Here is a 24,773-nt window from a genome sequence, read left to right as displayed (position 1 = left end):
TTCTTAAAATCCGAACTTTTGGAAAACAGTATTTTTATATATTTTGTACACGCTTTTGCCTGCAATTTGGTTAATCAAAACAGCATTGCGATGAGCGCCTAAACCTAAGTCCGGTGCTCCAACTCCGTGTGTATGAAGCTCTCCGTTTTGCACAAATAGCGGGGCTCCTTTCTTCTTCATCTCAACTTGATAGCGTTCGTTAATTTTCAGCTGGCCTTTTTCATCGAATAGTACATGTTCTTTTAAACCTTCCATAAAAGCAGGCTCTTTTGCATGATAGCCAGTAGCCATAATGACAATTTCACTTTCTTCTTTTTCAAATGAGTCCTGCTCGTATTGGTGAAGAGTCAGAAGATGTGTATCGTTTATCTTTTCAACACCTGCAAGTTCCGTAAGCGCGCGCATCATTAGAGGCACTTCTTTTCCTCCAATTGTTCGTTCGTAAATCAAATCATAAATATTCCCGATTGTTTCAAAGCTTATTCCTTTATAGAGGAGAGCTTGATTTCGTAAAACGCTCTCTTTTTTCTCTTCGGGCAATCTGTAAAAATAGCGGGTATAATCCGGTGAAAAATGTTCAAGACCAAGCTTTGAATATTCCATTGGATAAAAACCTTTTGAGCGCGTATACCAATTCAGCTTATACTCAAACTCAGGCTGCTGTTGAAGTAAATCATAGACAATTTCAGCTGCACTTTGACCAGAGCCAATTACGGTTATGCTTTTAGCCTGCAGCGTTTGCTGACGCTTCATTTTGTAATGAGCGGAGTGATAAAACGTATCGCTTGCCACTGTTTGAAAGTCTCTTGGCACTACGGGCTGCGTACCTACTCCAGTAACAAGATGATAGCTGTAATAGGTATAAAGCTTTCCTTCTTTTTCAACTGTTACTTCGTAGTAAGGCTTAGCATCTTCATGCATTTTTACTTCTTTTACTGTGCTGTTAAATTCAAGCCCACTCAGCTGGCTCGCTACCCAGCGGCAATAGTGATTGTATTCATTTCTCGGAATATGAAACTTTTCAAAGAAATAAAACTGATACAAGCGCTCATGCTCATGCAAATAATTCAAGAAGGTGTATGGACTCTTCGGATCCACCATCGTGACCACATCTGCCATAAACGGCACTTGAAGTGTTGTTCCTTCCAAAAGCATTCCTGGATGCCAATTAAACTCATTCTTTTGTTCAAAACATTTATATGTACAATCTGTTTTATCGATTAAAGCGGCTAATCCTAAATTAAATGGACCAACTCCTACTCCAATTACGTCTAAAATGTCCCGTTGTTCCATTCGTTCCACCTTCTTTCAAATACTTCTCTTTCACATTTCAGCAGTACACCCGTTTTATCAGGCAGCGACACTTCTTTCATGAATTGAAACCCACATTTTTTAAATACTGCAATCATTTTTTCATTTCGTCTATCTGGCTCCGCTATTACTTTAGCAGTATCCGCTACCTCGAACTTGTGCTTTAGTAAACTAAGAAGGAGCGGATAAATATAGCCTTTTCCTAAAAAATCAGGTTCTCCAATTAATAAATGAATCCCTTGATCTCCTTTTTCATAAGGATAATAGTTACTGATTATGTCGCCTTCAACCATATAAGATTCCCAATAGCTCATAGGTACACCATCAATTTCTCCGATTAGCAGTTTTTGATGGGAATCAGCGAGAAATGTTTTTAAATGCTGCTCGTACGCCTGTTTTGAAATATTTAAATTCCAATACGGAATAACATGCGGTTCATGCATCCACTTGTACAGCCGTTCGAAATCTTTTGCAAAAGAAACAGAGCGAAAGGTAATGCTCTGCTCCTTTTGCTGAATCATAAATGGATACTGCGTTTGCAAGGCTGATTTCATACACGTACACCTGCAGATTCGAACAATGGATTCTCGACATTTACATAAACAGACTGTGTTTCAAGAGATCCTACCAGCTCATCCATATCATGAACGCGCGTTAAGAAGTTGGCTTTGCAAGGAAGCACTTTCTCTTCTAACATTGATGAAACAAGCCCTGTATGATCTTTTTCTTTGTACATCTCGATCTCTTGTCGCAAAATCAATAGCAGATCTGATTCTTGAGTGAGGCCAGCTGCACCAAAAGCGTTAACTAATCCTAAAATATGATTAAAAAATACGTAATAACGAAATCTTTCTTCTGCTATAGCGTCATCACAGACCGTATCGCTTTCTCCGTTTAAGAAAGGAAGCAGCTTGCGAAGCTCTTGTTCCTTTGATTTCATAAAGTAATAGCCTTGGTTATCGCGGTAGTAAAACACCGATGGATGTCCGTTTTCATCAAGTTTAATAACGGAGTTTTGCTGATGAGCTTCCAGCGCAATTCCTTTTTGAGTGTAAAGCCACATCATAGGATGAAAAGATACGTCTAAATAGCGTTTAAACCAGCGCTTGCTTACATCTTCAGTCGTGCTATTTTCACTTGCAGCAATGTGATGAATAATATTTTCAATTTGAGAAGCTTCTCCAAACACATGATCTTGACACAAACTGGCTAGAAGTGTTGTACGATCCCCTTGCTTACCTTGAAAAGGATTGCTTCGAATCATAACTTCAAATCCAAGCTCCTTTTCTCCAAGCGTGATGTAAGCAGGGTCTTCAATTACTTGAAAAGCCGGATGATTTTCGTGAAGCTCCGCCTGTAATCCCTTTTGCAATAAACGGCTAACTTCTACCCCTCTGCTTAATTCTTTGCGTTTGTTCACTCTCAGTGAATTAGTGATCTTTACCGGAATGGAAAATTTGTACATCACATCTGCATTGTTACTGTATACGGTTCGAACAGACGAAGTCGGATAAAACGGCTGACCGTGTGGCCCTAGATAAGCAAGCCTGCCTTTTTGAATCCATTGGCACACTTCTTCTTTTCCTAAAAGATAACGAGCTTGCAGCGGATGCATAGGTATAAGTGAATAATCGTCCGCTTGGCAATAAGAATGTATGAATTCTTCAGAAACCGTCTTATCTTTTTTCAGCTGCTCTTTAATAAGCTGTGAAGCGGTTTGATTTCCAGCGGACTGTTCTGCAACGAGAGATGCATGCGCTTTAAAATAATGAAGCTGAAATTCCCCGTTCACTTCAGGTCCAAATACCTCTTCTTCTTCAGGTAATATCCCTTGGCGGCTTTTAGGTGTTGGATGCAGCTGGTGCCCAATAAGCAGGGACTGTTCAGATTCTAAGAACGTTTTGTCCCATTTATAGCACGTCTCTAACTCTTTCTGCCTTTTTTCAATGAATAATTTCATATTTTCATAGCTTAATAGAACACGTATAATTAGCTCATTTACTTGTACTAAATGATCCGTTACTTCTTTTAAAAGAAAGGCCAAAAGAGTGACGATATCTAACTCCTTAATCTCCTCTTGCTGAATACGATAAGAAAAGTTTGAAAAGAACAAGTGACGTCCGGTGGCTGAGCGGTACTTTACTGGAAAGTAAAGAGTTACCGGCTGTTTTTCTAGTCTAAGAACGAGCGTTTCCTCACTTTTTATTTCTGAAACGGACTGCCATACTCCCTTACCTGTCTCTCGAATATAGCAATTAATAATGTTTTGCATCGTAATAAAATTAGCCGATAACTGAGCGTTCACGTAATCGCTCCTCCTTTTTCTCCAACTGTTTGCCTAAAGCAACAACTTCTTCTAAATGAGTGACAACAGAATCAAATGTAATCATAGGATTTAACATCGTTAGTTTTAAATAGACTCGCTCTTTATGCTTTGTTTTTGCCATGATAAACGTGCCTTTTTCGTATAAGTGCTGCTGAATACGCTGATTCAACCTATTTTCATAATGCTGCTGCTTTTGACAATCACTATATAAAATATCTGGTACATAGCGAAAGACAACCGCGTTCATATAAGGGTCATTTAACACTTCTACATTCCTTTGTTTTTGTAAGTAGTCAGCTGTTTGCTTAGCAGTTTCAATCGTGTGGTCAACCATTTCTCCGTATTCATTTGCACCTACTGCACCGAAAGTAAGCCAGAGCTTCAAGGCGTCAAACCGCTTTGTCGTTTGAATGCTGCGGTCTACTAAGTGCACATGCTCATCTTCTTCAGGATTTAAATAATCTGCATGAAGCTGAATGTGTTTAAACATAGCTGAATTTTTCAGCAAAAATGCTCCGCAGCTTACAGGCTGATAAAACCATTTATGAAAATCCATCGTGATAGAATCCGCTTGTTCAAGAGCTTGTAAGCGTTCACGGTACTTATGGGAAAACAGCAGCCCTCCTCCATAAGCGGCGTCAGCATGGAGCCAGAGCCCTTCTTTTTTAGCAAGCTCACTTATTTCAAAAAGAGGATCTACACTGCCAAAATCTGTTGTACCTGCCGTTGCTACAATAGCAAAGGGAAGGTTGCCCTGAGCTTTCACTTCCTGTATTGCTTCTTCTAAGCTTTTTATATCCATTTCATGCTGCTCATTGCACTTTACACTCACCACTGCACGCATGCCCAGCCCAAGCTGAGCTGCAGATTGTTGCACCGTAAAGTGCGCTTTTTCCGAGCAGAAAATCCGCAGTTTTTTAGCTTGGAACGGTAAGCCTTCTTTACTAACATCCATTGAAAAGGCAGAATGGCAATATTCATTACGAGCAAGCAGGAGTCCCATATAATTTGACTGCGTCCCTCCGCTTGTAAAAATGCCTGAAGATGAGCTTGGATAACCAATTTGTTGTGTTAACTCATCAATCACTTTATCTTCTATATACGTAGCTGCCGGACTTTGATCCCACGAGTCCATAGATTGATTCAAAGCAGAAATCATCACTTCCGCAGCAAGAGCGGGTATAATCGGAGGGCAATGCAAGTGCGCCATTGCTCCGGGATGCGAAATATGAAGCGAATGATTCATCACTACTGCTTGTACGTTATCAAATAAATCTTCTAGCGGCTGTTCGTGCTTGCTAAAATAGACAGAACGATTGACTAAGTTTGACAACTCTTCAACGTCGATGTGAGTATAAGCGGACTTTAATTCACAGTAGTGACGTTTGATCATCTCAGTCATTCCGCCTATCATCGCTTCATAATTCTCGAGGCTTTCCTTTGATGATGATAAAAACCACTTTTCAAACGGTGCCATTCTATTTATTCACCCACTTCTCTTCTGCTGCTTTTACCGCTTCTTCAAATTTCGTTAATATTTCATCCGTTTGTTGTTTCGTTAAAATTAATGGAGGAAGCAAACGAATAACAGCACCATGCCTTCCACCGACTTCTAAAATGACGCCTCTGTCAAAACATTCTTTTTGAATCAGCTTAGCTAACTCACCGTTTGCAGGATGACTGCCGATTTTATTAGCCGGCTTTGTCGCGTCGATGATTTCAACACCCAGCATCAAACCTCTTCCGCGTACATCTCCAATCGACAATACTTGCTTTTGAATATGTCTTAGCTGGCTTTGAATGTAGGCTCCCAACTCGTGAGCATGCGCAGGTAAGTTTTCTTGTTTTATAAATTGCAGAGTAGCCCGCCCTGTAGCCATTGCAAGCTGATTTCCTCTAAAGGTGCCGATATGTGCACCTGCTTCCCATTGATCAAGCCTTTTATCATACAGAACAACGGATAATGGAAGGCTTCCTCCAATGGCTTTAGACAGTACTAATACATCTGGTTCGATATCAGCGTGCTCAAATGCATACAGTTTTCCTGTTCGTCCAATTCCAGTTTGAACTTCATCCACAATAAGCGGAATATTTCGTTCTTTTGTAATTCGACGAAGCTCTTTTAACCATGGAATCGGTGCTGGAACAGAGCCTCCTTCTCCTTGTACAATTTCTACTACAACACCGGCAGGAGTAACAATTCCGCTCTCAGGATCATCCAGCATATTTTCAATATATGTACTAATATACGTGTGTCCTTCAGCACCTATGCCAAAAGGGCAGCGATATTCATATGGGTAGGGTAAAAAATGTGTATCTGGCACTAGCGCATGAATGTGCTTTTTTGGACTCGTTGTACCGCTGATACTTAATGTTCCGTGTGTGGAGCCGTGATATCCCCCTTGAAAAGATAAAATCGTTCGGTTGCCTGTTGCTGTTTTCACAAGTTTCAAAGCCGCTTCAATTGCGTCTCCTCCAGTGGGACCGCAAAACTGAATTTTCGCTTTGCTTGCGAAATTTTCCGGCAAACTAGCGAATACTTCATCGATAAAAGCTTCTTTTACAGGCGTTGTTAAATCTAATGTATGTAAAGGAATAGATTTTGCTAAAACGTCTTGAATTGCTTCATGAACTACGTGATGGTTATGACCAAGAGCAAGTGTGCCGGCTCCTGCTAAACAATCAATATACTCTTTTCCATCCATATCCGTGATCACGGCGCCTTTTGCCTGTTTAATCGCAATAGGAAGGCGTCTAGGATAAGATCTTGCATTGGATTCTCGTTCATTTTGCATAGCAAGCAGCATTTCGTTTGATGTAAGTTGTTTCGTTGACGTTGACATATCATATCCTCCTGTTTGTTCAATTGATAATGATTTTCATTAACAATTACAACAATAAATGATAATGATTATCACTGTCAATAATTATTCTGAAAATATGAAATTATTCCTATTTCACTCTACAGTCGCAAAAACTCAGTATTTCTCTTGTGTATCAAGGGTTGAAAGAGTTTTATGTTGTTTTCCAATTAGGGAAAACTATGTAATAAGTCCCTTTCTATTTCCAAATAAAAAAGTGCTACAATTTCTTGTAGCACTTCTGTTACTTTTGCTTATTCATCGTTTCTTTTGCAGCTTTTACACTCCTTGGGTCAAGCGGTTTCGTATATTGACAATTTACTCGAACCCCTGAACCAATACGAATTTCTTTCACGGGAGTAACGGATAAGAACGCTTGAAGATTTTCAGGCTTCAGCCCTTTTGTCCCGATTAAAATAATATCTTTATCTTTCATTCTTCTTAACAGCTTTTTAATATGAGGAATACCGTTTAGCGCACTTTTATCCGCTCCTGAAGTCATGACACGCTGAATTTGCTTATAGCTTAAAAGCGTTTCAAGCGCCTTTTCTTGATCACTGATTTCATCAAATGCTAAGTGGAACGTTACGTTCATTTCTCCTGCCGCATCCAGCAGTCGCTTTAAAGCTTGCTCATCGATAATTTTGTCTTCTGTTAAACAGCCAATTTCAATTCCATCAATGCCAATTTCTCTTGCATAGTGAATATCTTCAATCATTGTTTGCAAATCATCTTCATCATATTGAAAAGATTGATTATGTGGACGAATCATCACAAATATTGGGATATGTATCGTTTCTTTCACTTTTTTCATCAAACCGTAGCTTGGGGTTAAGCCGCCTTCACCGATTCCAGTTACAAGACTTATACGATCGGCACCATGTTCCTGGGCAACTTTAGCATCATGCAAGGTTGCAGCTGTGACTTCTAATATCATTCTAAAAACACCCTTTCCCCTTTAATATAGAGCTTTTGCCTTCTTTTCCCTGTATTTATACTTAAAAAACTCTACCAAACTCTCTTATGTAAGAAAACACCCAAAAGATGTGATTAATATTTTCAAAAAATTGAATGTCATGGAAAAAGAGTAAGAACTATTCTTTTTCTCATGACGTTTCAATCAATAAAATTCTATATTTATACTAAAGATCCAAAAATACATCCCTTTTATCTAGGGTAAAGGGTTTATTAAAAAGAGCGTGGATTTGTTTGTTGCATGAACATCCACTCATTTAAAGAATGAGGCTGCTGATGACCAACAGGTGCTGAGACATCGCGGCATCCGCAATCATGCATCGGCATTTGACCCATCCCTCCGTGCATTGGCGGCATTCCACCTTGCATCGGCATTTGACCCATTCCTCCGTGCATTGGCGGCATTCCTTCTTGCATCGGCATTTGACCCATTCCTCCGTACATTGGCGGCATTCCACCTTGAATTGGCATTTGACCCATTCCTCCGTGCATTGGCGGCATTCCTCCATGCATCGGCATTTGACCCATTCCTCCGTGCATTGGCGGCATTCCACCTTGCATCGGCATTTGGCACATTCCTTCGTGCATTGGCGGCATTCCACCTTGCATCGGCATTTGACCCATCCCTCCGTGCATTGGCGGCATTCCACCTTGCATCGGCATTTGACCCATCCCTCCGTGCATTGGCGGCATTCCTCCATGCATTGGCATTTGACCCATCCCTCCATGCATTGGCGGCATTCCGTCTTTCATGGGCATTTGATCCATCCCTCCATGCATTGGCGGCATTCCGTCTTTCATGGGCATTTGATCCATCCCTCCATGCATTGGCGGTAGTTCTCCGTACATTGGCATTTGATTCATGTCTTTTTGCATAGTTGGCATTTGACTCATTCCGCCATGCATCGACGGCATTCCGTCTTTCATCGGCGGCATTTCTCCGTGCATCGGCATTTGCTTTGTGCCTTCTTGTATCGGCATTGCCTGCATTTCCTTTGCAGAAGGCATCGGCGGCATTTTAGCAGGCTTAGGTGCTGCTTGCATATATGGATTGGATATCGGTTGTCCGGTTTGTTTCATTCCATACGAATTTCTCATTTTTAAGGGCTCCTTCCCATTCTCTTACTCTGTTTACGTTATTCTTTTTACCATCAATCTGAAATTCGTCCATAAGAAAATAGGCCTTCTACACATTCAAAATTGTATAACGTATGAGAAAAAAGCTATAATCGAGGCAAATTGCAGATAGAAAGGTGGCACATGATGAATAAAACCATTATCGTATGGATTCGAAAAGATTTTCGGCTGGTTGATAACCCAGCTCTATTTCACGCAGCTAAAGAAGGAATGGTTGTACCTGTTTATATCCATGACGACCATGAAGAAAACTCAATGGGAAGTGCAAGTAAATGGTGGCTTCACCATGCGCTAAATGACTTTAAAACTTCGATCGAACAAATACAAGGAACGCTAATTGTACAAAAAGGAAACCCTACAGATGTGTTGCAAAAATTACTCCATGAAACGAATGCACAAGATATTTATTGGAACAGACGCTATGAACCACATGCGCTCAAAAGAGATAAAGAGCTTCAAGCTTTTTTTTCAGAGCAACAAATAAATATTCGCACATTTGAAGGATTTCTCCTTCATGAACCTTGGAAAATCACAAAAGAAAATGGAGATCCTTATAAAGTATTTACAGCTTACTATAAAGCTTCTCAAAAACATTCCGTATCTTCTGCTGTAAAAAAAGTTACTTCCATACAGGCCTTCTCTAAACCAATTGAATCTCTTTCGGTCTCAGATCTCGATTTACTTCCAAGCATCCCCTGGGACGAAACGATTAAGTCGACGTGGGAAGCTACGGAAAAAGGCGCTGTTAATGCCTTTAAAACGTTTTTAAAGAAGAAGTTGCTTCACTATGAAAAAGGACGAGATTTTCCCGCTGAAGCATTAAATTCATTTCTATCTCCTTATTTTTCTACAGGACAGCTCTCAGTTCGAGTACTTTATCATTATTTGAGAACTAAAGCAGAAAAAGTAAGCTCTGATGCCTTTGACCATCAAGCTGAAATGTTTATTCGTCAACTTGTATGGAGAGATTTTGCTTATCAGCTGCTTTATCATTTCCCACATACTACAAGTGAACCGCTGAATGAAAAATTCAAGCAATTTCAGTGGGCGGACGGCAATGAAGAGCTTCAAGCTTGGAAAAATGGAAAAACCGGCTATCCCCTTGTCGATGCCGGAATGCGGGAGCTGTGGGAAACAGGTTTTATGCACAATCGAGTTCGAATGGTAGCTGCTTCCTTTTTAGTAAAGCATCTTTTAATTCATTGGAAACACGGAGCCAATTGGTTTTTGGATACCTTAGTAGATGCAGATTTAGCTAACAACACAATGGGCTGGCAGTGGGTTGCAGGCTCGGGAGCAGACGCCGCGCCATATTTTCGTATCTTTAATCCAACTGCTCAATCAGAAAAATTTGATAAAGAAGGAGAATATATTAAAAAGTGGCTTCCAGAGCTTAGAGATCTGCCTTCCTCCTACATTCATAAACCTTGGGAGGCTCCAGCAGACGTATTAGAAAAAGCAAACGTTACGCTTGATAAAACATATCCGACTCCAATTGTCGATCATAAAGCAGCTAGAGAGCGTGCGCTAGAGCATTATCAAGACATCAAATAAGAGGTATTATTCACCTCTTATTTGACGTCTTAATTTTTTAAATGTGTAAAAATTCCCATTTCGCATCTATTTGCAACTAAAAACATGTATTTGAAATCCATTTATAGGGTTTTCAAGCCCAGTTTCCCTCTCTATAGCACATTTGATTTTTCATATTTTTTCCTATAATTTGAATATATAATAATGATTATATGTGCTTGAGAACTCTCTCACTGCATAGATCTGATTGGAGTGATTCGATGCCCGTTTGTCCTTCTTGTAACTATAAGGAAGATTATAATTTTTGCAGAATGTGCGGCACTCAAGTTCGTCACACCTTCACCAACCAAGAAGATCAGCTTTTTTATCCATTAAAAGATCGAATCATTGCCGATGACAATGAACCAAAGCATCAAGCTATTTTATCTCATACCCATGATTTAGTATGTGCTATTACTGAAGATGGCATTTATGAATACGCTTCTCCTTCTTACGCTAAAACATTAGGGGTTTATCCTGATGAACTTATTGGACAACATGTGCTTATCAATGCGTATCCTGAAGACAAGCACCTAATCTCGACTATTTTAGCTAACATGAGCAAAACAAAAGATGCCTCCACATTTGAATACCGAAAGTTTCACGTGAATGGCACCATCGTTTTATTAGAATGTAAAGGCGCTCCAATTATTACAGCTACTGGAGAAATCGAAGGGTTTGTATTTATCTCACGAGACGTAACAGAGAAAAGACAAGCAGAGAAAAAGATCCAGAATTCAGAAAAACTCTCTGTCATTGGTCACCTTGCTGCAAGTATCGCACACGAGGTTAGAAATCCTTTGACAACCATTAAAGGGTTTATACAACTGTTCAGTGAGACACAGCAGCCGAAAAAAACAATGATTTATCGAGATCTCATTCAGCACGAACTCTCACAAATTGAACATATTATCGCAGAATTTATGAGCTTAGCTAAACGAGAGTACGCTTATACAGAAAGCCTTATTATGACAGACTTGCTAGATGAGGTATTAAAGCAATTTGAACCGGTTACCGAAGTCAAAAACATCCACATCATTCGCCATTATCCAAAAGAATATCCCCTGCTCATTAGTGGGCAAAAAACACAGCTAACCCAAGCATTTATTCATATTATACAAAATGCCATTGATTCTATGGAAAGCGGCGGCAAGCTGGCTGTATCGATTGAAAAATCAGCTAGAGAAACGCTATGCATTGTGATAAAAGATAGCGGATGTGGAATTGACTCAAAGCGTATCCCTCATATAGGAGAGCCTTTTTATACAACCAAAGAACGAGGAATAGGCCTTGGACTAACCATTTGCAACAAAATTATTAACGAGCATAATGGTTTTTTCCACGTATCAAGTGAAGAAAATGACGGCACAAGCATTACCATTACCCTGCCTATGAAAACGCCTGAACTTTATGTGGTAGAAGTGTAAAAGAAGCCATCTAATTTACTCAGATGGCTTCTTTCTTTAAAACAGCTGGTTGTACAGCTGATACTTATAAAGCATATAGAAACTTCCTATCACTGCCAGGTAAAAGATGAGAGTCTCTGCTCCACCACCTGTTTCATATGTTAAAGGAGGCTTAAACTTCTTCTTGCTAAGAGGAGAGAAAAAAGGTACCCCTCGTTTAGAAAAGAAATCTCCAAGAATATGAAAAGCGTATCCATAGGCTATCCCTAATGTAAAATCGTTGTTATACATCGTATGTAAATAAAAAATAAGTCCACTTGCAAGAATAGAATGCGTGATACCTCGGTGTCCAAAAATAGATTTAATGACTTTTGCGAGACCAAGAGATCTTCTACCAATATATGAATTTGGTTCATCTATATCAGGAAGCAGCGCTCCAATCGCAATGCCTACAACATAAGGAAATGTAAACGAAGCGTCTCCTGTTATAGCCACACCGGCACCGGCAGCAATCGATGTTGCAATATGTGTGTGATATCTCAAATATGCCACCTTCTTTCTTTTTCAACTTAAGGCAAGCACCGTAACCAAAATCATACATATGTTCGCCCAACGTTAACTATAAGTGAAGGTGGTAAAAATGTCAAAATAATCTATAGTTATGTAAACTGCATACCGACTAACCCGATAAGCATCACAAGAAAACTAATAAGAGTACCCTTTCCATTTTTCTTTGCTCTTCCATCTTTTTTGACAATGGAATAAATCCACGTACTCGAATACACAGCGAATCCAAGAAAACCAAATAACGTAATATATGTAAACATGCCGAAACTCCTTTGCTTGTCATTACTATTAACTATACGAGATTTTTTCAAAAAAACAAAGTAGTATGACGGCTTGTTTAATATCTCTTTCTTTTTCTTATACTAAGAAGAGGAGGGATGGCTATGCACCAAAAGCAGTTGGAAGATATATTTGACTTTTATGGACTGAGCGAGGTTTATCGAGGCAAATTTGAAGATGTTGAACACCACTGGTTATTTAAAGACGCCGAACCAACTATACTAGAAGATTTTTTTAATTCTCACGATTGCGAAGACCTTGCATGCTGTACTCTTGAGGAGTTTTGTTTTTTATTCATGAATTTTCAATCAATCCATGCACAAATTCCCCACGTGTACTATTACTAAAAAAGTGATTTCGCAGGAAAGCGAAATCACTTTTTATTAAAAGCCTAAAGAAATATATTTTACTTCTAAATATTCTTCAATTCCGTAATGTCCGCCTTCACGTCCAAGTCCACTTTCTTTAAAGCCGCCAAACGGCGCTTGTGGTGTAGAAGGTAGTCCATCATTTAGTCCTACAATACCATATTCTAAAGCTTCAGCAATACGAATAGCTTCTGAAATATTTTCAGTGAACACATAAGCTGCTAATCCGTAAGGCGAGTTATTTGCACGGCGAATAACTTCTTCTTCTGTTTGATACGTCGCAATTGGAGCAATCGGTCCGAATGTTTCTTCGTACATACAAAGCATATCATCCGTTGCACCATCTACAACCGTAGGCTCAACAAAAAGTCCGCTTCCCTCTTCGCGTACAGCCCCTCCAGTTAAGACGTTTCCACCTTTTGCTACAACATCATCTAAGTGGCGCTTTACTTTTTCTAACGCTTTTTCATCGATTAAAGGTCCGATATCCGTACCTTCTTCTAAGCCGTTTCCGACTTTCAGCTGACTAACGGCTGCTGCAAACTGCTCTGCGAACGGTTTAGCAATAGACTCGTGCACGTAGATGCGGTTTGTACATACGCATGTTTGACCAGCGTTACGGAATTTAGAAGCAATTGCATTTGTTACTGCTTTATCTAAATCAGCATTTGCTGTTACGATAAACGGAGCGTGTCCTCCTAATTCTAAAGACACTTTTTTAACCGTATCAGCTGCTCCGCGCATTAACAGTTTACCTACTTCTGTAGAGCCCGTAAACGATAGTTTGCGTACGCGTCCATCTTGAAGCCACGCTTCTCCAATCGCTTTTGCATCTCCTGTAACTACATTCATTACGCCTTTTGGAATACCTGCTTCCTGCGCCAACTCTGCTAGACGAAGAGCCGTTAGTGGCGTTTGTTCTGCCGGTTTAATAACCGCTGTACATCCAGCTGCTAGAGCTGGGGCTACTTTACGCGTAATCATAGCTGCCGGGAAGTTCCAAGGTGTAATAGCTGCCATAACTCCCACAGGCTGCTTATGAGCAAATAATCGTTTATTAGGAGAAGAAGCTGGAATTGTTTCTCCGTAAATGCGTTTTCCTTCTTCTGCGTACCATGAAACGAATCCGTTGGCATAGCCAATTTCACCTTTTGCTTCTTTAAGAGGCTTACCTTGCTCGACTGTCATGATTTCAGCCAGTTCATCCGTGTGTTCTTCGATCAGCTGATGCCATTTAAATAATAATTTACCGCGCTCTTCTGCTGTTTTTTTAGACCATGTTTGAAACGCTTCATAAGCAGCATCTGCTGCTAGCTTTGCTTCTTTTTCTCCGCCTTTTGCAACGGTAGCTACTACTTCATTTGTTGCTGGATTTACTACTTCGTATGTATCATTTGCCGAAACAAATTCTCCGTTAATATATAAGTTTGCTTGCTTCATATTTCTTCACTCCCTGCTTAAATTTATCTACTCACTGTTCGGTACTGTCCGACACATATTTTCGAATTTTACGGCTCGCTTGTGATTGACTAATACCAAGCTGTTCGGCTACTTTGTAAGATGACCTATGCTGTTCAAACGCCTTGATGACCATTTCTTTTTCCACATGTTCAATCATTTCAGGAAGCGTATGCACAGGTGGATCGATAGCAAACTCTTTTGCAAATGGCAAGTCTTTAAGCGTAATCATTTCTTCTCCTGTAACAACCAGACGCTCAATGATATTTTCCACTTCGCGAACGTTTCCTTTCCATTCCTGCCCTAAAAATGCGTCTAATGCCTTTGGTGATAAGCGTACATTACGTTCGTATACCGTATTAAAATGATGAAGAAACTGATAGACAAGAGGCAGAATATCTTCTTTTCGCTCTCGTAAAGGTGGGATCGTAATTGGCACCACGTTAAGTCGATAGTACAAATCACGTCTAAACTTTCCTTCTTCGACCATTTGCTCCAGGTTTTGATTCGTAGCAGCAATAATTCGTACGTCTATTGATACTGCTCTTGTTGAGCCCACGGGACGAATTGTACGGTCTTGCAGTACATGGAGCAACTTACTTTGTGCTGAAAGAGAAAGTTCACCAATCTCATCTAGAAAAAGCGTGCCTTCGTTCGAAAGCTCAATGATCCCTTTTTTCCCTTCGCGAAATGCTCCAGTGAACGTACCGCCTTCATAGCCAAATAGCTCTGACTCAATAAGCTGTTCAGGAAGCGCTGCACAATTAAGTTCATGATACGGCTGCTGTTTTCTTGTACTAAGCTGATGAAGCAGTTTTGCTACTCTGCTTTTTCCTACCCCTGTTTCTCCAAGTAAGAGAACGGTTGTATTTACAGAAGCCACTCGTTGAATGGTTGAAAAAACTTTTTTCATCGCTTCGCTTTTTGTTACGATTCCTTCTAAATCTACGGATTCGTTTAACTCTTTCTTATAGTTTTCAAGCTGTTCTTCCATCTCTTCTACTTTTCGTTTTAATTCCATTAAGTCTGTGAGATCTCGAGAATAGCTAATAACACTTTTCAATTGCCCGTCATTAGTAAATACTGGCCTAGTCCGCACATGAAGATATCGGCCTGAGTTTGTTTTTTGAACCAATTCAATTGCTTGATTAGATTCAATCACCTTTAACGTGGCCGAAGGATAAAAGATGCCCATTTCCTGAAGTTCTTTTACGTGCTTTCCAATAAAATCTTCCACTTTCAAAGCATAATTTTTTTCACACTCTGAATTTACAACTAATACATACCCATTTGCATCAGTTACAAAGATTTCATCAAATGATGACTCAAATATATCGTAAAGTTCGTCGTTAATTTGCTGAATCTGCTTTTTATGAATGGTCATTTGAATCACCTTTTCGTCAAAAAATAATTATTATTTTATTTTATCAGAAAATGAAAAATCTATAAATAGAGTGTCCAAACATATCCATTCTTTGTGATTCATGAAGAATGAGTGAAGAGTTCTCTCTTCACTCATGCCTCAATTTCTCTTATACTTCAACCGTTTGCTGCACGCTTGCTTCTAGTGCTGCTTCAAAAATAGCTAAGCCTTCTTCTAGCTGCTCATCTGTAATAACAATTGGCATTAAGATACGAAGAACGTTTCCGAATACTCCCGCGCTAAGCAGTAATAATCCACGTTTGTTTGCTTCTTTTACGATGCGCTGTGTAAGCTCTTTATCCGCTTCTTTTGTTTCGCGGTCTTTCACAAGCTCGATAGCAGACATAGCTCCTAATCCGCGGATATCACCGATACAGTCATATTTTTCTGCTAATTTTTCAAATCGTGATGTTACCACTTTTCCAAGGTACTCACCGCGTTCATTTAGCTTTTCTTCTTCAATGATATCAAGTACAGCTAAAGCCGCTTCACATCCAAGAGGGCTTCCGCAGTACGTTCCGCCAAGCTCACCAGGATTAGATTCATCCATGATTTCAGCGCGGCCGATGACACCACTAATCGGTACACCAGCTCCTAGTGATTTAGATACTGTAATTAAATCTGGTGCAACGTCAAAGTGTTCAATACCGAAGTAGCGGCCCGTACGTGCAAAACCAGCTTGAATTTCATCTGATACAAATAAAATTCCGTGCTCTTTACATAATTGATACACTTCTTGCACAAAACGTTTACCTGGAACAATGAAACCACCTTCACCTTGAATTGGCTCCATTACAACAGCTGCAATCGTTTCTGGTGCTACTTCTGTATTTAAGAAGTTTTTGAATTCAGTAATCATAAACTCTTCGTATGCTTCAACTGATAATCCTTGTGGGCGGCGATACTCATAAGGATATGGAGCTTTGTATACTTCAGGAGCAAACGGTCCAAATTCATATTTATATGGCTTTACTTTACTTGTCATTGTCATTGTCATTAATGTACGGCCGTGGAAACCGCGGTTAAATGAAATAATTCCTTGACGCTTTGTATATTTACGAGCAATTTTCACTGCATTTTCTACAGCTTCTGCTCCGCTATTTAAAAGTAATACTTTCTTGTCAAATTCACCAGGAGCAATTGCTGCTAGTCTTTCTGCAAGCTCTACATATGACTCATACATCATGACATTAAATCCTGTGTGAATAAAACGGTCTACTTGCTTGTGAAGCGCTTCTTTCACTTTTGGATGACTATGACCTACATTAATTGTGCCAATTGCCCCTACGAAATCAATAAACGTATTGCCATCGACATCTTTAACGATCGCCCCTTCAGCCGTATCAGCAAATGTCGGAATGCCATAACTTACACCTTTCGGAATGGCACGGTGTCTTCTATCTAATAATTGCTTTGCATTTTCTCCCGGTAAATTTGTTGCTACTTTGCTAAAAGTTTGACTCATTTTTTATCTTCCTCTCATATTAAATAATTCTTCAATTAGTTTATATGCAAAAATCGTGCCAACTTTTAAAAGGCGGAAAAATAAGCATTTTTAGATAATTCTAACGATAATTCACTTATCGATAAGTCAATATAAACTTATCGATAAGTCAAAAATGACTCTCTTTTCACATAAAGTGCAGGAATTTTATATTGCCATAAAAGGAACAAGGCTTTTATAATAAATGTATAAATATAGTAATGTTATGATTAATCTCTTTATAAAGGAGTGAAAAATATGCTAGAGGGCTGGTTTTTATGGGTTATTTTATTTTGGGTTGTCTTTTTAATGAGCATGTTTGCTATCGGCGGATTTTTTATGTTCAGAAAATTTTTAAAGCGCTTACCAAAAGAAGACGGCATGTCTGAACTTGATTGGCAAGATCACTATCTTTCCAAAACCATTCACCTTTGGTCAGCGGATCAAAAGCAGCTATTAAACGTTCTTGTTGAACCAGTACCTGAACTATTTCGCGATGTGGCCAAACAAAAAATTGCAGGGAAAATTGGGGAACTCGCACTTGAGGAACAAGCCGCCTCTATAACAGAAGACTTAATCGTACGTGGATACATCTTAGCTACGCCTAAACGTGATCATAAATTTTTATTAAAAACATTAAAAAAGCAAAAAATAGATGCCGTCCCCTATCAGCATTTATTTTAAATCAAAAAAGGTGGCTGCGTAGCCACCTTTTTTAATTTAATATCGTTGTATTTCCAAGACGATCATTGTGCAGCTTTCGTTCGAGCTTTTTGTACGATGTGTACATCGCAATGCGCCAAGGTACAATCATACCAAATGCTAAAATCCAGAACATACCGCCAAGCTGGCCAACATCAATTGAAGAACTTAAATATATTTTCATTGCAATTCGAATAATAAGCAAACCAATAATAATGAATGCAAAAGCTTTTGAACGCTTCAAGTAAATATGATCGTCACGAATTTCAAATTTAGACGTTTTAATTAACAGGATTGAGAAGATCATGCCTGCTATTAACGCCTCAAGCAGTTCTGCACCCGTTACTCGAAACATTGGAAAGATAAACATTAACGCTCCCGTACTCATAAAAAAAGGCGGAAGTATAATTTTTTTTGCATTCGTTGGTTTATCAGCGGCTTTCATTCGAACAACTAATATGAAAGAAGCCATAAAAATTGCGACAAGTGTTGAAGCAATAACCAATGAAATCCTTCCTTTACTATAGTTTAGTGTGTACTTATATTATAATCCAAAAAACATCAGAAGTAAAAGTGCAACAAAAAACAGAAGAGGATCTCTTCTGTTTTTATTTAGTAGAGGTAATATCTGCTTTTGCTTTTTGCTTTTGTTTTTGCTTTTTCATTGCTTTTAGTAAGAACCCGCCTTTAAATTTACGCGGCTCGTATGAAATAATGAAAGCACGAGGCTCATATTCTTCAATGAATGCTAATAGCTCTTCTTCTCTACTTCTTTTTGTTAAAATGTCTAATCTATAGCGTGCACTGTCTCTTCCTTCACCTTGATACACAGTAACACCAAAACCTTCCTGTCGAAGGCGGTTAATTAACTCTTCATTTTTGGTCATAAGGTTAACTAAGAATGTTGTATATCCGATAGCAAGCCTAGATTCGATATAACTTCCAAGTATAATTCCCACTCCAAATCCAACTGCGTATACAACCATAGCAAGCGTGCTTTGATCTCCTGAAAATACTAGGGATAAGCCAAATACATAAATTAACGCTTCAACAAATCCAAAAACCGAGGCATACATACTCATACCTTTGACTAAAAAAATTGTGCGCAGCGTCAAGATCGGTACATAGATCAGTTGCAAAAGCAAGATTAACAAAATATCTTTCAATTTATACACCTCTTTTTAACAATTAAAAATATGACGATTTCATTGTATCACTCCGTATTTATAGAAGATATAGTAAAAATAAATTTTTTCTATATATTTTTTCGAGTCATATTCTTGCTTATTTCCTAAGAGCTAAAATGAACGTTTGGTCTTTAAAAAACAAAAAAGAACCTGCCAACTTCCAGATTCTTTTTTGTATCATTTTCCCTTTTTAAAAGCCCGTAAACCCTCCAAATACGCTCGTTGTATAAATAATAATTTTTGTCATCCAGTCAAAATATAAAATAAACCCCATGCCAATCATTGCGTATCCGCCAACTTTCATCATGGAATTCATATGTTTTTTTAACCAGTTCATTTTTCCAATAAAGAATGTCATGATAAAGAACGGAATAGAAAACCCAAGTGAATACGTTATCATGTACAAAAGACCGGAGCCTGGGTTTGTCGCTGCAAGCGCCATAACCGATACTAAAATAGGTCCCGTGCAAGGAGTCCAGCCGGCAGCAAAAGCCATACCAATAAAAGAAGAACCTAAGAGTCCAGCCGGCTTATTGGCGAATTGAACTTTATGTTCCTGCATAAGAATTCGAGGCTTAAAAATCCCTAGTACAACTAGACCAAAGAAAATAATAAGAATAGCGCCAATCTGCCGAATTAAATCTTTATAGTTAAAAAACCACTGACCAATAAAGGATGTCGCAAAACCAATCATAATAAAGATAACAGAAAATCCCAGAAGAAAAAAAGCTGTGTGAATAAAAGCTTTGCGCTGATGTGACTTAGCGCCTTCCTTTAGCTCGCTGACTGATACTCCCGTTATGTACGATAAAAAAGCTGGATACAAAGGCAAACAGCAGGGTGAAATAAACGATAAAAAGCCTGCGCCAAATGCCAAAAATAAATTTAAATCTCCCACATTTCCCACTTCCCTTTTTTGTTCTTTTTGTTCTTTTTCGTTACCATTTTGTAACCAAATTGTCTTATCTCACTTCTTTCAAATAGTACCATTATCTTGTATAATTAGGTAAACGACTTGTTAGAAGGGATACATAGCATTGGCCAAAAAAGATATTCTATTAGCGATTGAAAAGAAACGAGAAGAACTCATCCGCATAGTCCGAGTAAGTGGATTAAACTCTCCACCTGCTATTAAACATAGTCAAGAATTAGATCATTTATTAAACGTTTACAATGAATTCCCTGCTCAAACAACAGAAACAACCTCTTCATGAAGGTTGTTTCTTTTTTTCACCTTCACTCTATCAATTCTTTATAAATCTCTTTTACTCCTGTTTCTTTATTGAAATTTTCCTCTTTTTCACTGTGCTGAAGCTGATACATATTATAGTACAAACCGCCTTTATCTAGCAGTTCAGCATGCGTTCCTTTTTCGACGATTTTCCCTTTATGCAATACTAAAATACAATCGGCGTGTTGAATAGTTGATAAACGATGTGCAATCGCAATCGTTGTGCGGCCTTTTCCCATATCTCTTAACACTTCTTGAATCGCTTCTTCCGTTTCTGTATCGATATGGGCTGTTGCTTCATCAAGAATAAGGATTTTAGGGTTTCGAATCACCGTTCTTGCAAATGCTAAGAGCTGACGCTGACCGCTTGATAAAGTTGAACCTCTTTCCACTAGCACTTCATTATACTTATTAGGAAGAGCTTCGATAAATGCGTGAGCTTGCACAAATTTCGCCGCTGCTTTTACTTGCTCATCAGAAAAATGGTCTTCATGCAGCGTAATATTTCGCTTTACGGTATCGGCAAATAAAAAGGCATCTTGCAGCACCAGCCCTACCTGATCTCGAAGCTGTTTATTTGAAAAGGACGACAGTGGTTTATTATCGATCAAAATGTCTCCTTTTTGCTGCTCATAAAAACGCATTAATAAATTAATGATGGAGCTTTTCCCGCTTCCAGTATGGCCTACTAAAGCCACTGTTTCTCCTTCGTTTACCGTAAATGATATATCAGAAAGCACATCTCGAACACCGTCATAGGAAAACGTGACGTTTTTGAATTCTACCGTTCCTTTTTGTACCCCCTGCTTTTGTTCTCCTGTCATCACTGGATTTTTTTCTTCCTCATCCATCAAATCAAATACCCGGGAGGCTGATACCATCGCTTGCTGATACATAGAAAGACGCTGCATCATTTCATTAACGGGCTCAAAAAAACGATCCAAATAGTTGATAAACGCGTAAAGAACACCAATTTTAACAGGACTGTCAGCTACGGAAATGCCAAAATAACTGAGCACAAGAATAACGGCTAAAATATAAAGAATTTCGACAGCAGGCCTCAGTAGCAAACCATCTAACTTAATATTGCGCATGCCCGCTTTGTAGTGCTCATCATTAATTTCTTCAAATTCCGAGCGAAGCCGCTTTTCTTGACGAAATAATTGAATAATGGACATGCCTTGTAAAGACTCATGAAGCTTGGCATTTAACTGACTTAGCTTTTCTCGGAGCTGTCCGTAGTAAATAGCGCTGTAATGCTGATAAAGCTTCATAAGTCCCCAAATAAACGGGAGAAGAACTAAACAGTAAAAAGCCAGCTTCACATCTAGCATAAACATCGCTATAAAAATACCAATCAAAAATACCCCATTTTGAATAAAAACCGCGATGACTTCTACAAACATTTCTTTCATAGCTTCCGTGTCATTTGTAATTCGAGAAACAAGGCTTCCCGTTGGCGTGTTGTCAAAAAAGCGAAGCGCCAGACGATGAACATGAGAAAAAACGTCAATTCGAATCTGCTGAATAATTTGAAGCGCAATTTTCTGAAACTGCAGAAGCTGAAAGTATTGAACGACAATTTTTAAAAGCTGTAAAAGCAAATAACTGCTTGCAAGCCACACCAGAGGCTGAAAAGGCAAATACTTAGGAGTTAAATAATCGTCAATGAAAATTTTAATCAAAATGGGCCCTAATAAATCAGCAGCCGTAGCAATTAATAATAGAGTGAACGCTAAAAAAAATGATTTTTTATGCGGAATTGTATAGTGAAACAGACGTTTATGTACCGAAGAATGCTCAATTTTCATTTTTCGTCTCTCCTTCTTCTACCGCACGTTCAAGCTGCTGTCTATCGTACATATCCTGATACCAGCCGCTCACGCTAAGCAGTTCCTCATGAGTTCCTCGCTGAATAATTTTCCCTTTATCAAGGACAAGAATCAGGTCTGCATGAGTAACCGAGCTCAGCCGATGCGCTGTAATAATCGTTGTTCGATTTTGACGTTTTTGCCTCAACGCTTGTAAAATACCCGCTTCCGTTTTTCCATCTACCGCTGATAGCGAGTCATCTAAAATTAAAAGCTCAGGATCTAATAGAAGAGCTCTTGCAATCGAGATACGCTGTTTTTGTCCACCAGATAACGAAACGCCTTTTTCACCTACTATTGTTTGATAGCCATCTGTAAAATCGAGGATGTCTTTATGTACATTTGCAACTTTAGCCGCTTCTTGGATTTCTTGATTGCTTGCGTCTTCTTTTCCGAACGCGATATTAGCAGCGACTGTTGTTGAAAACAAAAAGTGATCTTGAGGAACATATCCAATGCTTTTGTACAGTGAATCAAAAGCATAATCTTTAATGTCTTTTCCTCCCCATAAAACAGCTCCGTCGCTTACATCAAATTCACGAAGCAACAGCTTTAAAAGCGTGGTTTTCCCAGCACCCGTCTTTCCGACAATCCCTAACGTTTGACCGCGAGAAAGTGTAAAGTAAATTTCGTTTAACGTGTATTCGTCTTCTTTACCATACGAAAACCTATGAATAACAGCTTCAATATTTCCTGTTGGCAGTTCAACACTAGGATGCGCTGCTTCTTCAATCGAATTTTCTTCTTTTAATAAAGAAAATACCCTGTCATATGATGCTCTTCCTCGTTCCACAATGTTAAATAGCCAGCCAAACGCGAGCATCGGCCAAATAAGAAGGCCCAAATAAGTTGTAAAGGTAACAAGCTGTCCCAGTGTTAACTCTTCACTAATCACCATCTTGCTGCCAAAAATAAGAGCAAGTAAAAAAGAAAGTGCTACAATAATCGAAATGGTCGGATCAAACAATGCATCTACTCGTGCTACTTTCATGTTCTTTTGAACAACATCTGCAGACTTCATACGAAATTCTTCGACATCAGCTGCTTCTTCCCCAAACGTCTTAATGACTTTAATTCCGCTAATGCTTTCTTGAACCTTATCATTTAAAGTAGAAAATGCTGCTTGTGCGTGATGAAACCGCGCATGAAGCAATGTACCATAGTAACTTGTTAAAACGGCCATAAGCGGCATAGGAATAAGGCAAATAAGCGTTAATTTCCAGCTGATTGTTAGGGCCATTGTGCATAGAACAAGCCCTCCTGTGACAATGGAATCCACGAGCGTCAAAACGCCCGAACCTGCAGTTTGTTGAATAGCTTGAATATCATTCGTTGCATGGGCCATCAAATCCCCAATTCGCCGCCGCTGATAAAAGGCCTGATTCATCCTGGTAAAATGAGTGTAGAGGGTATTTCTCAGCTGCTTGGCTAGTTTAACAGATGAACCAAATATCATAATACGCCATATGTATCTTGTGAAATAGGCCACAACAGCAGCTCCTAGCAAAATGCCAACCATCTGCATTAAGCGCTTTCCATTCAGCGTCCCTTCTTTAATGCCATCTACCGTTAAACCAATAATTTTAGGCGGGAGAAGTTCTAATGCTGCCACAATAATAAGCAGCGCTATCCCCGTTATGTAAGACTTTTTTTCCTGTTTGAAAAACCACCATAACTCTCGAAAAATTTTCATCGTATCCCCCTAGCCCTACAACCATTTTCTTATCTCTATCATAAAACAAAAGACACCCTTCTGAATAGAGAGTGTCTGTCCAATTAACCATTATTTAATTTGGCCGTTCATTGCTTTCATCATTTGGTTAATTTTTTTCTGCGATGGTTTCATGCCCATTTGCATCATCATCATTTTTAACATTTGTTCATTAATTGGTGGATTTTTCTTCAGATAGCTCATCATATACTTACGAGCAATGAAAAATCCTAGCGCTATCCCAACAATTAATGCTAGAACACCAACTAGAATATACATTCCCATGGTATTACTTCCTCCTTCGTGTTGTCTAACTTACAGTGTACTAGACCATACGCTATTATACAATATTTCCGTTCCAATTTCCTTAAATAATTACACAAATTTTCTTGTTTTCACAGGCCTCAGCCAGCCGTATTCATCCGTTCCATAATTCACTGCTAAAAAACAAGGATCTAGCTTGCGTAATACTTCAAAAAAAGCTGTCTCAGCATCAACATTGCCATCTCCTTCAATTGTTATACAGCGATTCGTTAATTTTATAGATGCTCGACTTTTTTTATGAGGATACTCCAGCACAAACGTCTCTTGATGAGTAAAAAAATGAGGATAATGAGAAAACGCCTGAAGTAATTCTCGTTGAATAAATGAATTGGGCAGTTGGCGAGTAATGTAATGAACTTGTTTTTGTAAATGCGTTTCCTGCAAGTGACGTTTCATTTTATATTCAATCAGCAGCTGATAAATGAGCTTTTCTCTTCGAAAATAGGATGATGCAACTTCTTCCTCCATTAAATATACTTCATACGTTCTCACGATTCATCCTCCCTTTCGGCTCGTTCTTTTTTGTACTATTATACCGAATGGTGTACGCAATGCTTGTCTATCGATGAAAAAATTTCTTT

24 protein-coding genes are annotated in these 24,773 nt (G+C 38.9%); 5 read left to right on the top strand and 19 right to left on the bottom strand.

The features are described 5' to 3' along the window. Window positions 1-3 precede the first annotated feature (3 nt). The 7 genes from SCI76_RS20240 to SCI76_RS20210 all read right to left on the bottom strand — a co-directional run bounded on the left by SCI76_RS20240 (window position 4) and on the right by SCI76_RS20210 (window position 8,571). Complete coding sequence (locus SCI76_RS20240; RefSeq protein WP_407544208.1) at window positions 4-1,293, bottom strand: lysine N(6)-hydroxylase/L-ornithine N(5)-oxygenase family protein; 1,290 nt, start codon at window positions 1,291-1,293, stop codon at window positions 4-6. After that, window positions 1,272-1,865 (bottom strand): GNAT family N-acetyltransferase, encoded by a 594-nt coding sequence (locus tag SCI76_RS20235; protein ID WP_063248372.1) that lies wholly within the window; start codon window positions 1,863-1,865, stop codon window positions 1,272-1,274. Before SCI76_RS20235 ends, SCI76_RS20240 begins: the two co-directional genes overlap by 22 nt. Further along, complete coding sequence (locus SCI76_RS20230) at window positions 1,862-3,616, bottom strand: IucA/IucC family siderophore biosynthesis protein (RefSeq protein ID WP_063248373.1); 1,755 nt, start codon at window positions 3,614-3,616, stop codon at window positions 1,862-1,864. The genes SCI76_RS20235 and SCI76_RS20230 overlap by 4 nt, the downstream gene beginning before the upstream one ends. Further along, entirely contained in the window at window positions 3,594-5,114 is a 1,521-nt protein-coding gene (locus SCI76_RS20225; protein ID WP_063248374.1) for an aspartate aminotransferase family protein, read from the bottom strand. The genes SCI76_RS20230 and SCI76_RS20225 overlap by 23 nt, the downstream gene beginning before the upstream one ends. 1 nt (window position 5,115) lies before the next feature. Then, window positions 5,116-6,480, bottom strand: a complete 1,365-nt coding sequence (locus tag SCI76_RS20220) for an aspartate aminotransferase family protein (protein WP_063248375.1) — start codon at window positions 6,478-6,480, stop codon at window positions 5,116-5,118. A 262-nt stretch (window positions 6,481-6,742) separates the two neighbouring features. Next, on the bottom strand, window positions 6,743-7,435 hold the full coding sequence (locus SCI76_RS20215; RefSeq protein ID WP_014458532.1) for a copper homeostasis protein CutC: 693 nt from the start codon (window positions 7,433-7,435) through the stop codon (window positions 6,743-6,745). Window positions 7,436-7,686: 251 nt separating this feature from the next. Then, entirely contained in the window at window positions 7,687-8,571 is an 885-nt protein-coding gene (locus SCI76_RS20210; RefSeq protein ID WP_168761230.1) for a hypothetical protein, read from the bottom strand. Window positions 8,572-8,736: 165 nt separating this feature from the next. On the opposite strand from SCI76_RS20210, the gene SCI76_RS20205 reads away from it, so the two are divergent. Both SCI76_RS20205 and SCI76_RS20200 read left to right on the top strand, forming a co-directional pair. Further along, window positions 8,737-10,164: a deoxyribodipyrimidine photo-lyase gene (locus SCI76_RS20205; protein ID WP_168761231.1), complete on the top strand. Its 1,428-nt coding sequence runs from the start codon at window positions 8,737-8,739 to the stop codon at window positions 10,162-10,164. Window positions 10,165-10,403: 239 nt separating this feature from the next. After that, window positions 10,404-11,609 (top strand): ATP-binding protein, encoded by a 1,206-nt coding sequence (locus SCI76_RS20200; protein ID WP_048019872.1) that lies wholly within the window; start codon window positions 10,404-10,406, stop codon window positions 11,607-11,609. A 36-nt stretch (window positions 11,610-11,645) separates the two neighbouring features. Here SCI76_RS20200 and SCI76_RS20195 read toward each other — a convergent pair whose 3' ends face one another. Beyond that, window positions 11,646-12,140, bottom strand: coding sequence for a metal-dependent hydrolase (locus tag SCI76_RS20195; RefSeq protein ID WP_407544204.1), 495 nt, complete (start codon window positions 12,138-12,140; stop codon window positions 11,646-11,648). A gap of 107 nt (window positions 12,141-12,247) precedes the next feature. After that, entirely contained in the window at window positions 12,248-12,415 is a 168-nt protein-coding gene (locus tag SCI76_RS20190) for a hypothetical protein (protein WP_165573659.1), read from the bottom strand. Window positions 12,416-12,538: 123 nt separating this feature from the next. Between SCI76_RS20190 and SCI76_RS20185 the strand changes: the two genes are divergently transcribed. After that, a complete protein-coding gene (locus SCI76_RS20185) occupies window positions 12,539-12,781 on the top strand; it encodes a hypothetical protein (RefSeq protein ID WP_028411356.1) in 243 nt (80 codons plus the stop codon). 36 nt (window positions 12,782-12,817) lie between these two features. On the opposite strand, the gene SCI76_RS20180 is transcribed toward SCI76_RS20185, so the two are convergent. From SCI76_RS20180 to gabT, 3 genes are all read right to left on the bottom strand, one after another. After that, on the bottom strand, window positions 12,818-14,242 hold the full coding sequence (locus SCI76_RS20180) for an NAD-dependent succinate-semialdehyde dehydrogenase (protein WP_028411357.1): 1,425 nt from the start codon (window positions 14,240-14,242) through the stop codon (window positions 12,818-12,820). 31 nt (window positions 14,243-14,273) lie between these two features. After that, window positions 14,274-15,644 carry a sigma-54-dependent Fis family transcriptional regulator gene (locus SCI76_RS20175; RefSeq protein ID WP_028411358.1) on the bottom strand — a complete coding sequence of 457 codons (1,371 nt, stop codon included), beginning with the start codon at window positions 15,642-15,644 and terminating at the stop codon, window positions 14,274-14,276. A 148-nt stretch (window positions 15,645-15,792) separates the two neighbouring features. Beyond that, entirely contained in the window at window positions 15,793-17,148 is a 1,356-nt protein-coding gene (gabT, locus tag SCI76_RS20170) for a 4-aminobutyrate--2-oxoglutarate transaminase (protein ID WP_028411359.1), read from the bottom strand. A gap of 276 nt (window positions 17,149-17,424) precedes the next feature. On the opposite strand from gabT, the gene SCI76_RS20165 reads away from it, so the two are divergent. Next, entirely contained in the window at window positions 17,425-17,850 is a 426-nt protein-coding gene (locus tag SCI76_RS20165) for a DUF2621 domain-containing protein (protein WP_028411360.1), read from the top strand. Window positions 17,851-17,881: 31 nt separating this feature from the next. Here the strand turns inward: SCI76_RS20165 and SCI76_RS20160 are convergent, their stop codons facing one another. From SCI76_RS20160 to SCI76_RS20150, 3 genes are all read right to left on the bottom strand, one after another. Next, window positions 17,882-18,373, bottom strand: a complete 492-nt coding sequence (locus SCI76_RS20160) for a CcdC family protein (RefSeq protein WP_013084715.1) — start codon at window positions 18,371-18,373, stop codon at window positions 17,882-17,884. 103 nt (window positions 18,374-18,476) lie between these two features. Beyond that, complete coding sequence (locus tag SCI76_RS20155) at window positions 18,477-19,034, bottom strand: DUF2179 domain-containing protein (protein WP_013058767.1); 558 nt, start codon at window positions 19,032-19,034, stop codon at window positions 18,477-18,479. Window positions 19,035-19,245: 211 nt separating this feature from the next. After that, window positions 19,246-19,953 carry a cytochrome c biogenesis CcdA family protein gene (locus tag SCI76_RS20150; RefSeq protein WP_033579815.1) on the bottom strand — a complete coding sequence of 236 codons (708 nt, stop codon included), beginning with the start codon at window positions 19,951-19,953 and terminating at the stop codon, window positions 19,246-19,248. A gap of 139 nt (window positions 19,954-20,092) precedes the next feature. Between SCI76_RS20150 and SCI76_RS20145 the strand changes: the two genes are divergently transcribed. After that, on the top strand, window positions 20,093-20,269 hold the full coding sequence (locus tag SCI76_RS20145) for an aspartyl-phosphate phosphatase Spo0E family protein (protein WP_013084718.1): 177 nt from the start codon (window positions 20,093-20,095) through the stop codon (window positions 20,267-20,269). A 22-nt stretch (window positions 20,270-20,291) separates the two neighbouring features. Here SCI76_RS20145 and SCI76_RS20140 read toward each other — a convergent pair whose 3' ends face one another. The 4 genes from SCI76_RS20140 to sirA form a co-directional block, all read right to left on the bottom strand. Further along, window positions 20,292-22,097: an ABC transporter ATP-binding protein gene (locus SCI76_RS20140; protein ID WP_048019871.1), complete on the bottom strand. Its 1,806-nt coding sequence runs from the start codon at window positions 22,095-22,097 to the stop codon at window positions 20,292-20,294. After that, window positions 22,087-23,850: an ABC transporter transmembrane domain-containing protein gene (locus SCI76_RS20135; RefSeq protein WP_048019870.1), complete on the bottom strand. Its 1,764-nt coding sequence runs from the start codon at window positions 23,848-23,850 to the stop codon at window positions 22,087-22,089. The genes SCI76_RS20140 and SCI76_RS20135 overlap by 11 nt, the downstream gene beginning before the upstream one ends. Before the next feature lie 90 nt (window positions 23,851-23,940). Then, window positions 23,941-24,153: a YneF family protein gene (locus SCI76_RS20130; protein ID WP_013058772.1), complete on the bottom strand. Its 213-nt coding sequence runs from the start codon at window positions 24,151-24,153 to the stop codon at window positions 23,941-23,943. A gap of 90 nt (window positions 24,154-24,243) precedes the next feature. Further along, window positions 24,244-24,684 (bottom strand): sporulation inhibitor of replication protein SirA, encoded by a 441-nt coding sequence (gene sirA / locus SCI76_RS20125; RefSeq protein ID WP_028411364.1) that lies wholly within the window; start codon window positions 24,682-24,684, stop codon window positions 24,244-24,246. Window positions 24,685-24,773 lie beyond the last annotated feature (89 nt).

Source organism: Priestia sp. HNGD-A6 (genome assembly GCF_045784335.1).
GTDB lineage: Bacteria > Bacillota > Bacilli > Bacillales > Bacillaceae_H > Priestia > Priestia zanthoxyli.
Note: the sequence above shows the minus strand (reverse complement) of the source record. Positions and strands in the feature narration are given on the sequence as shown.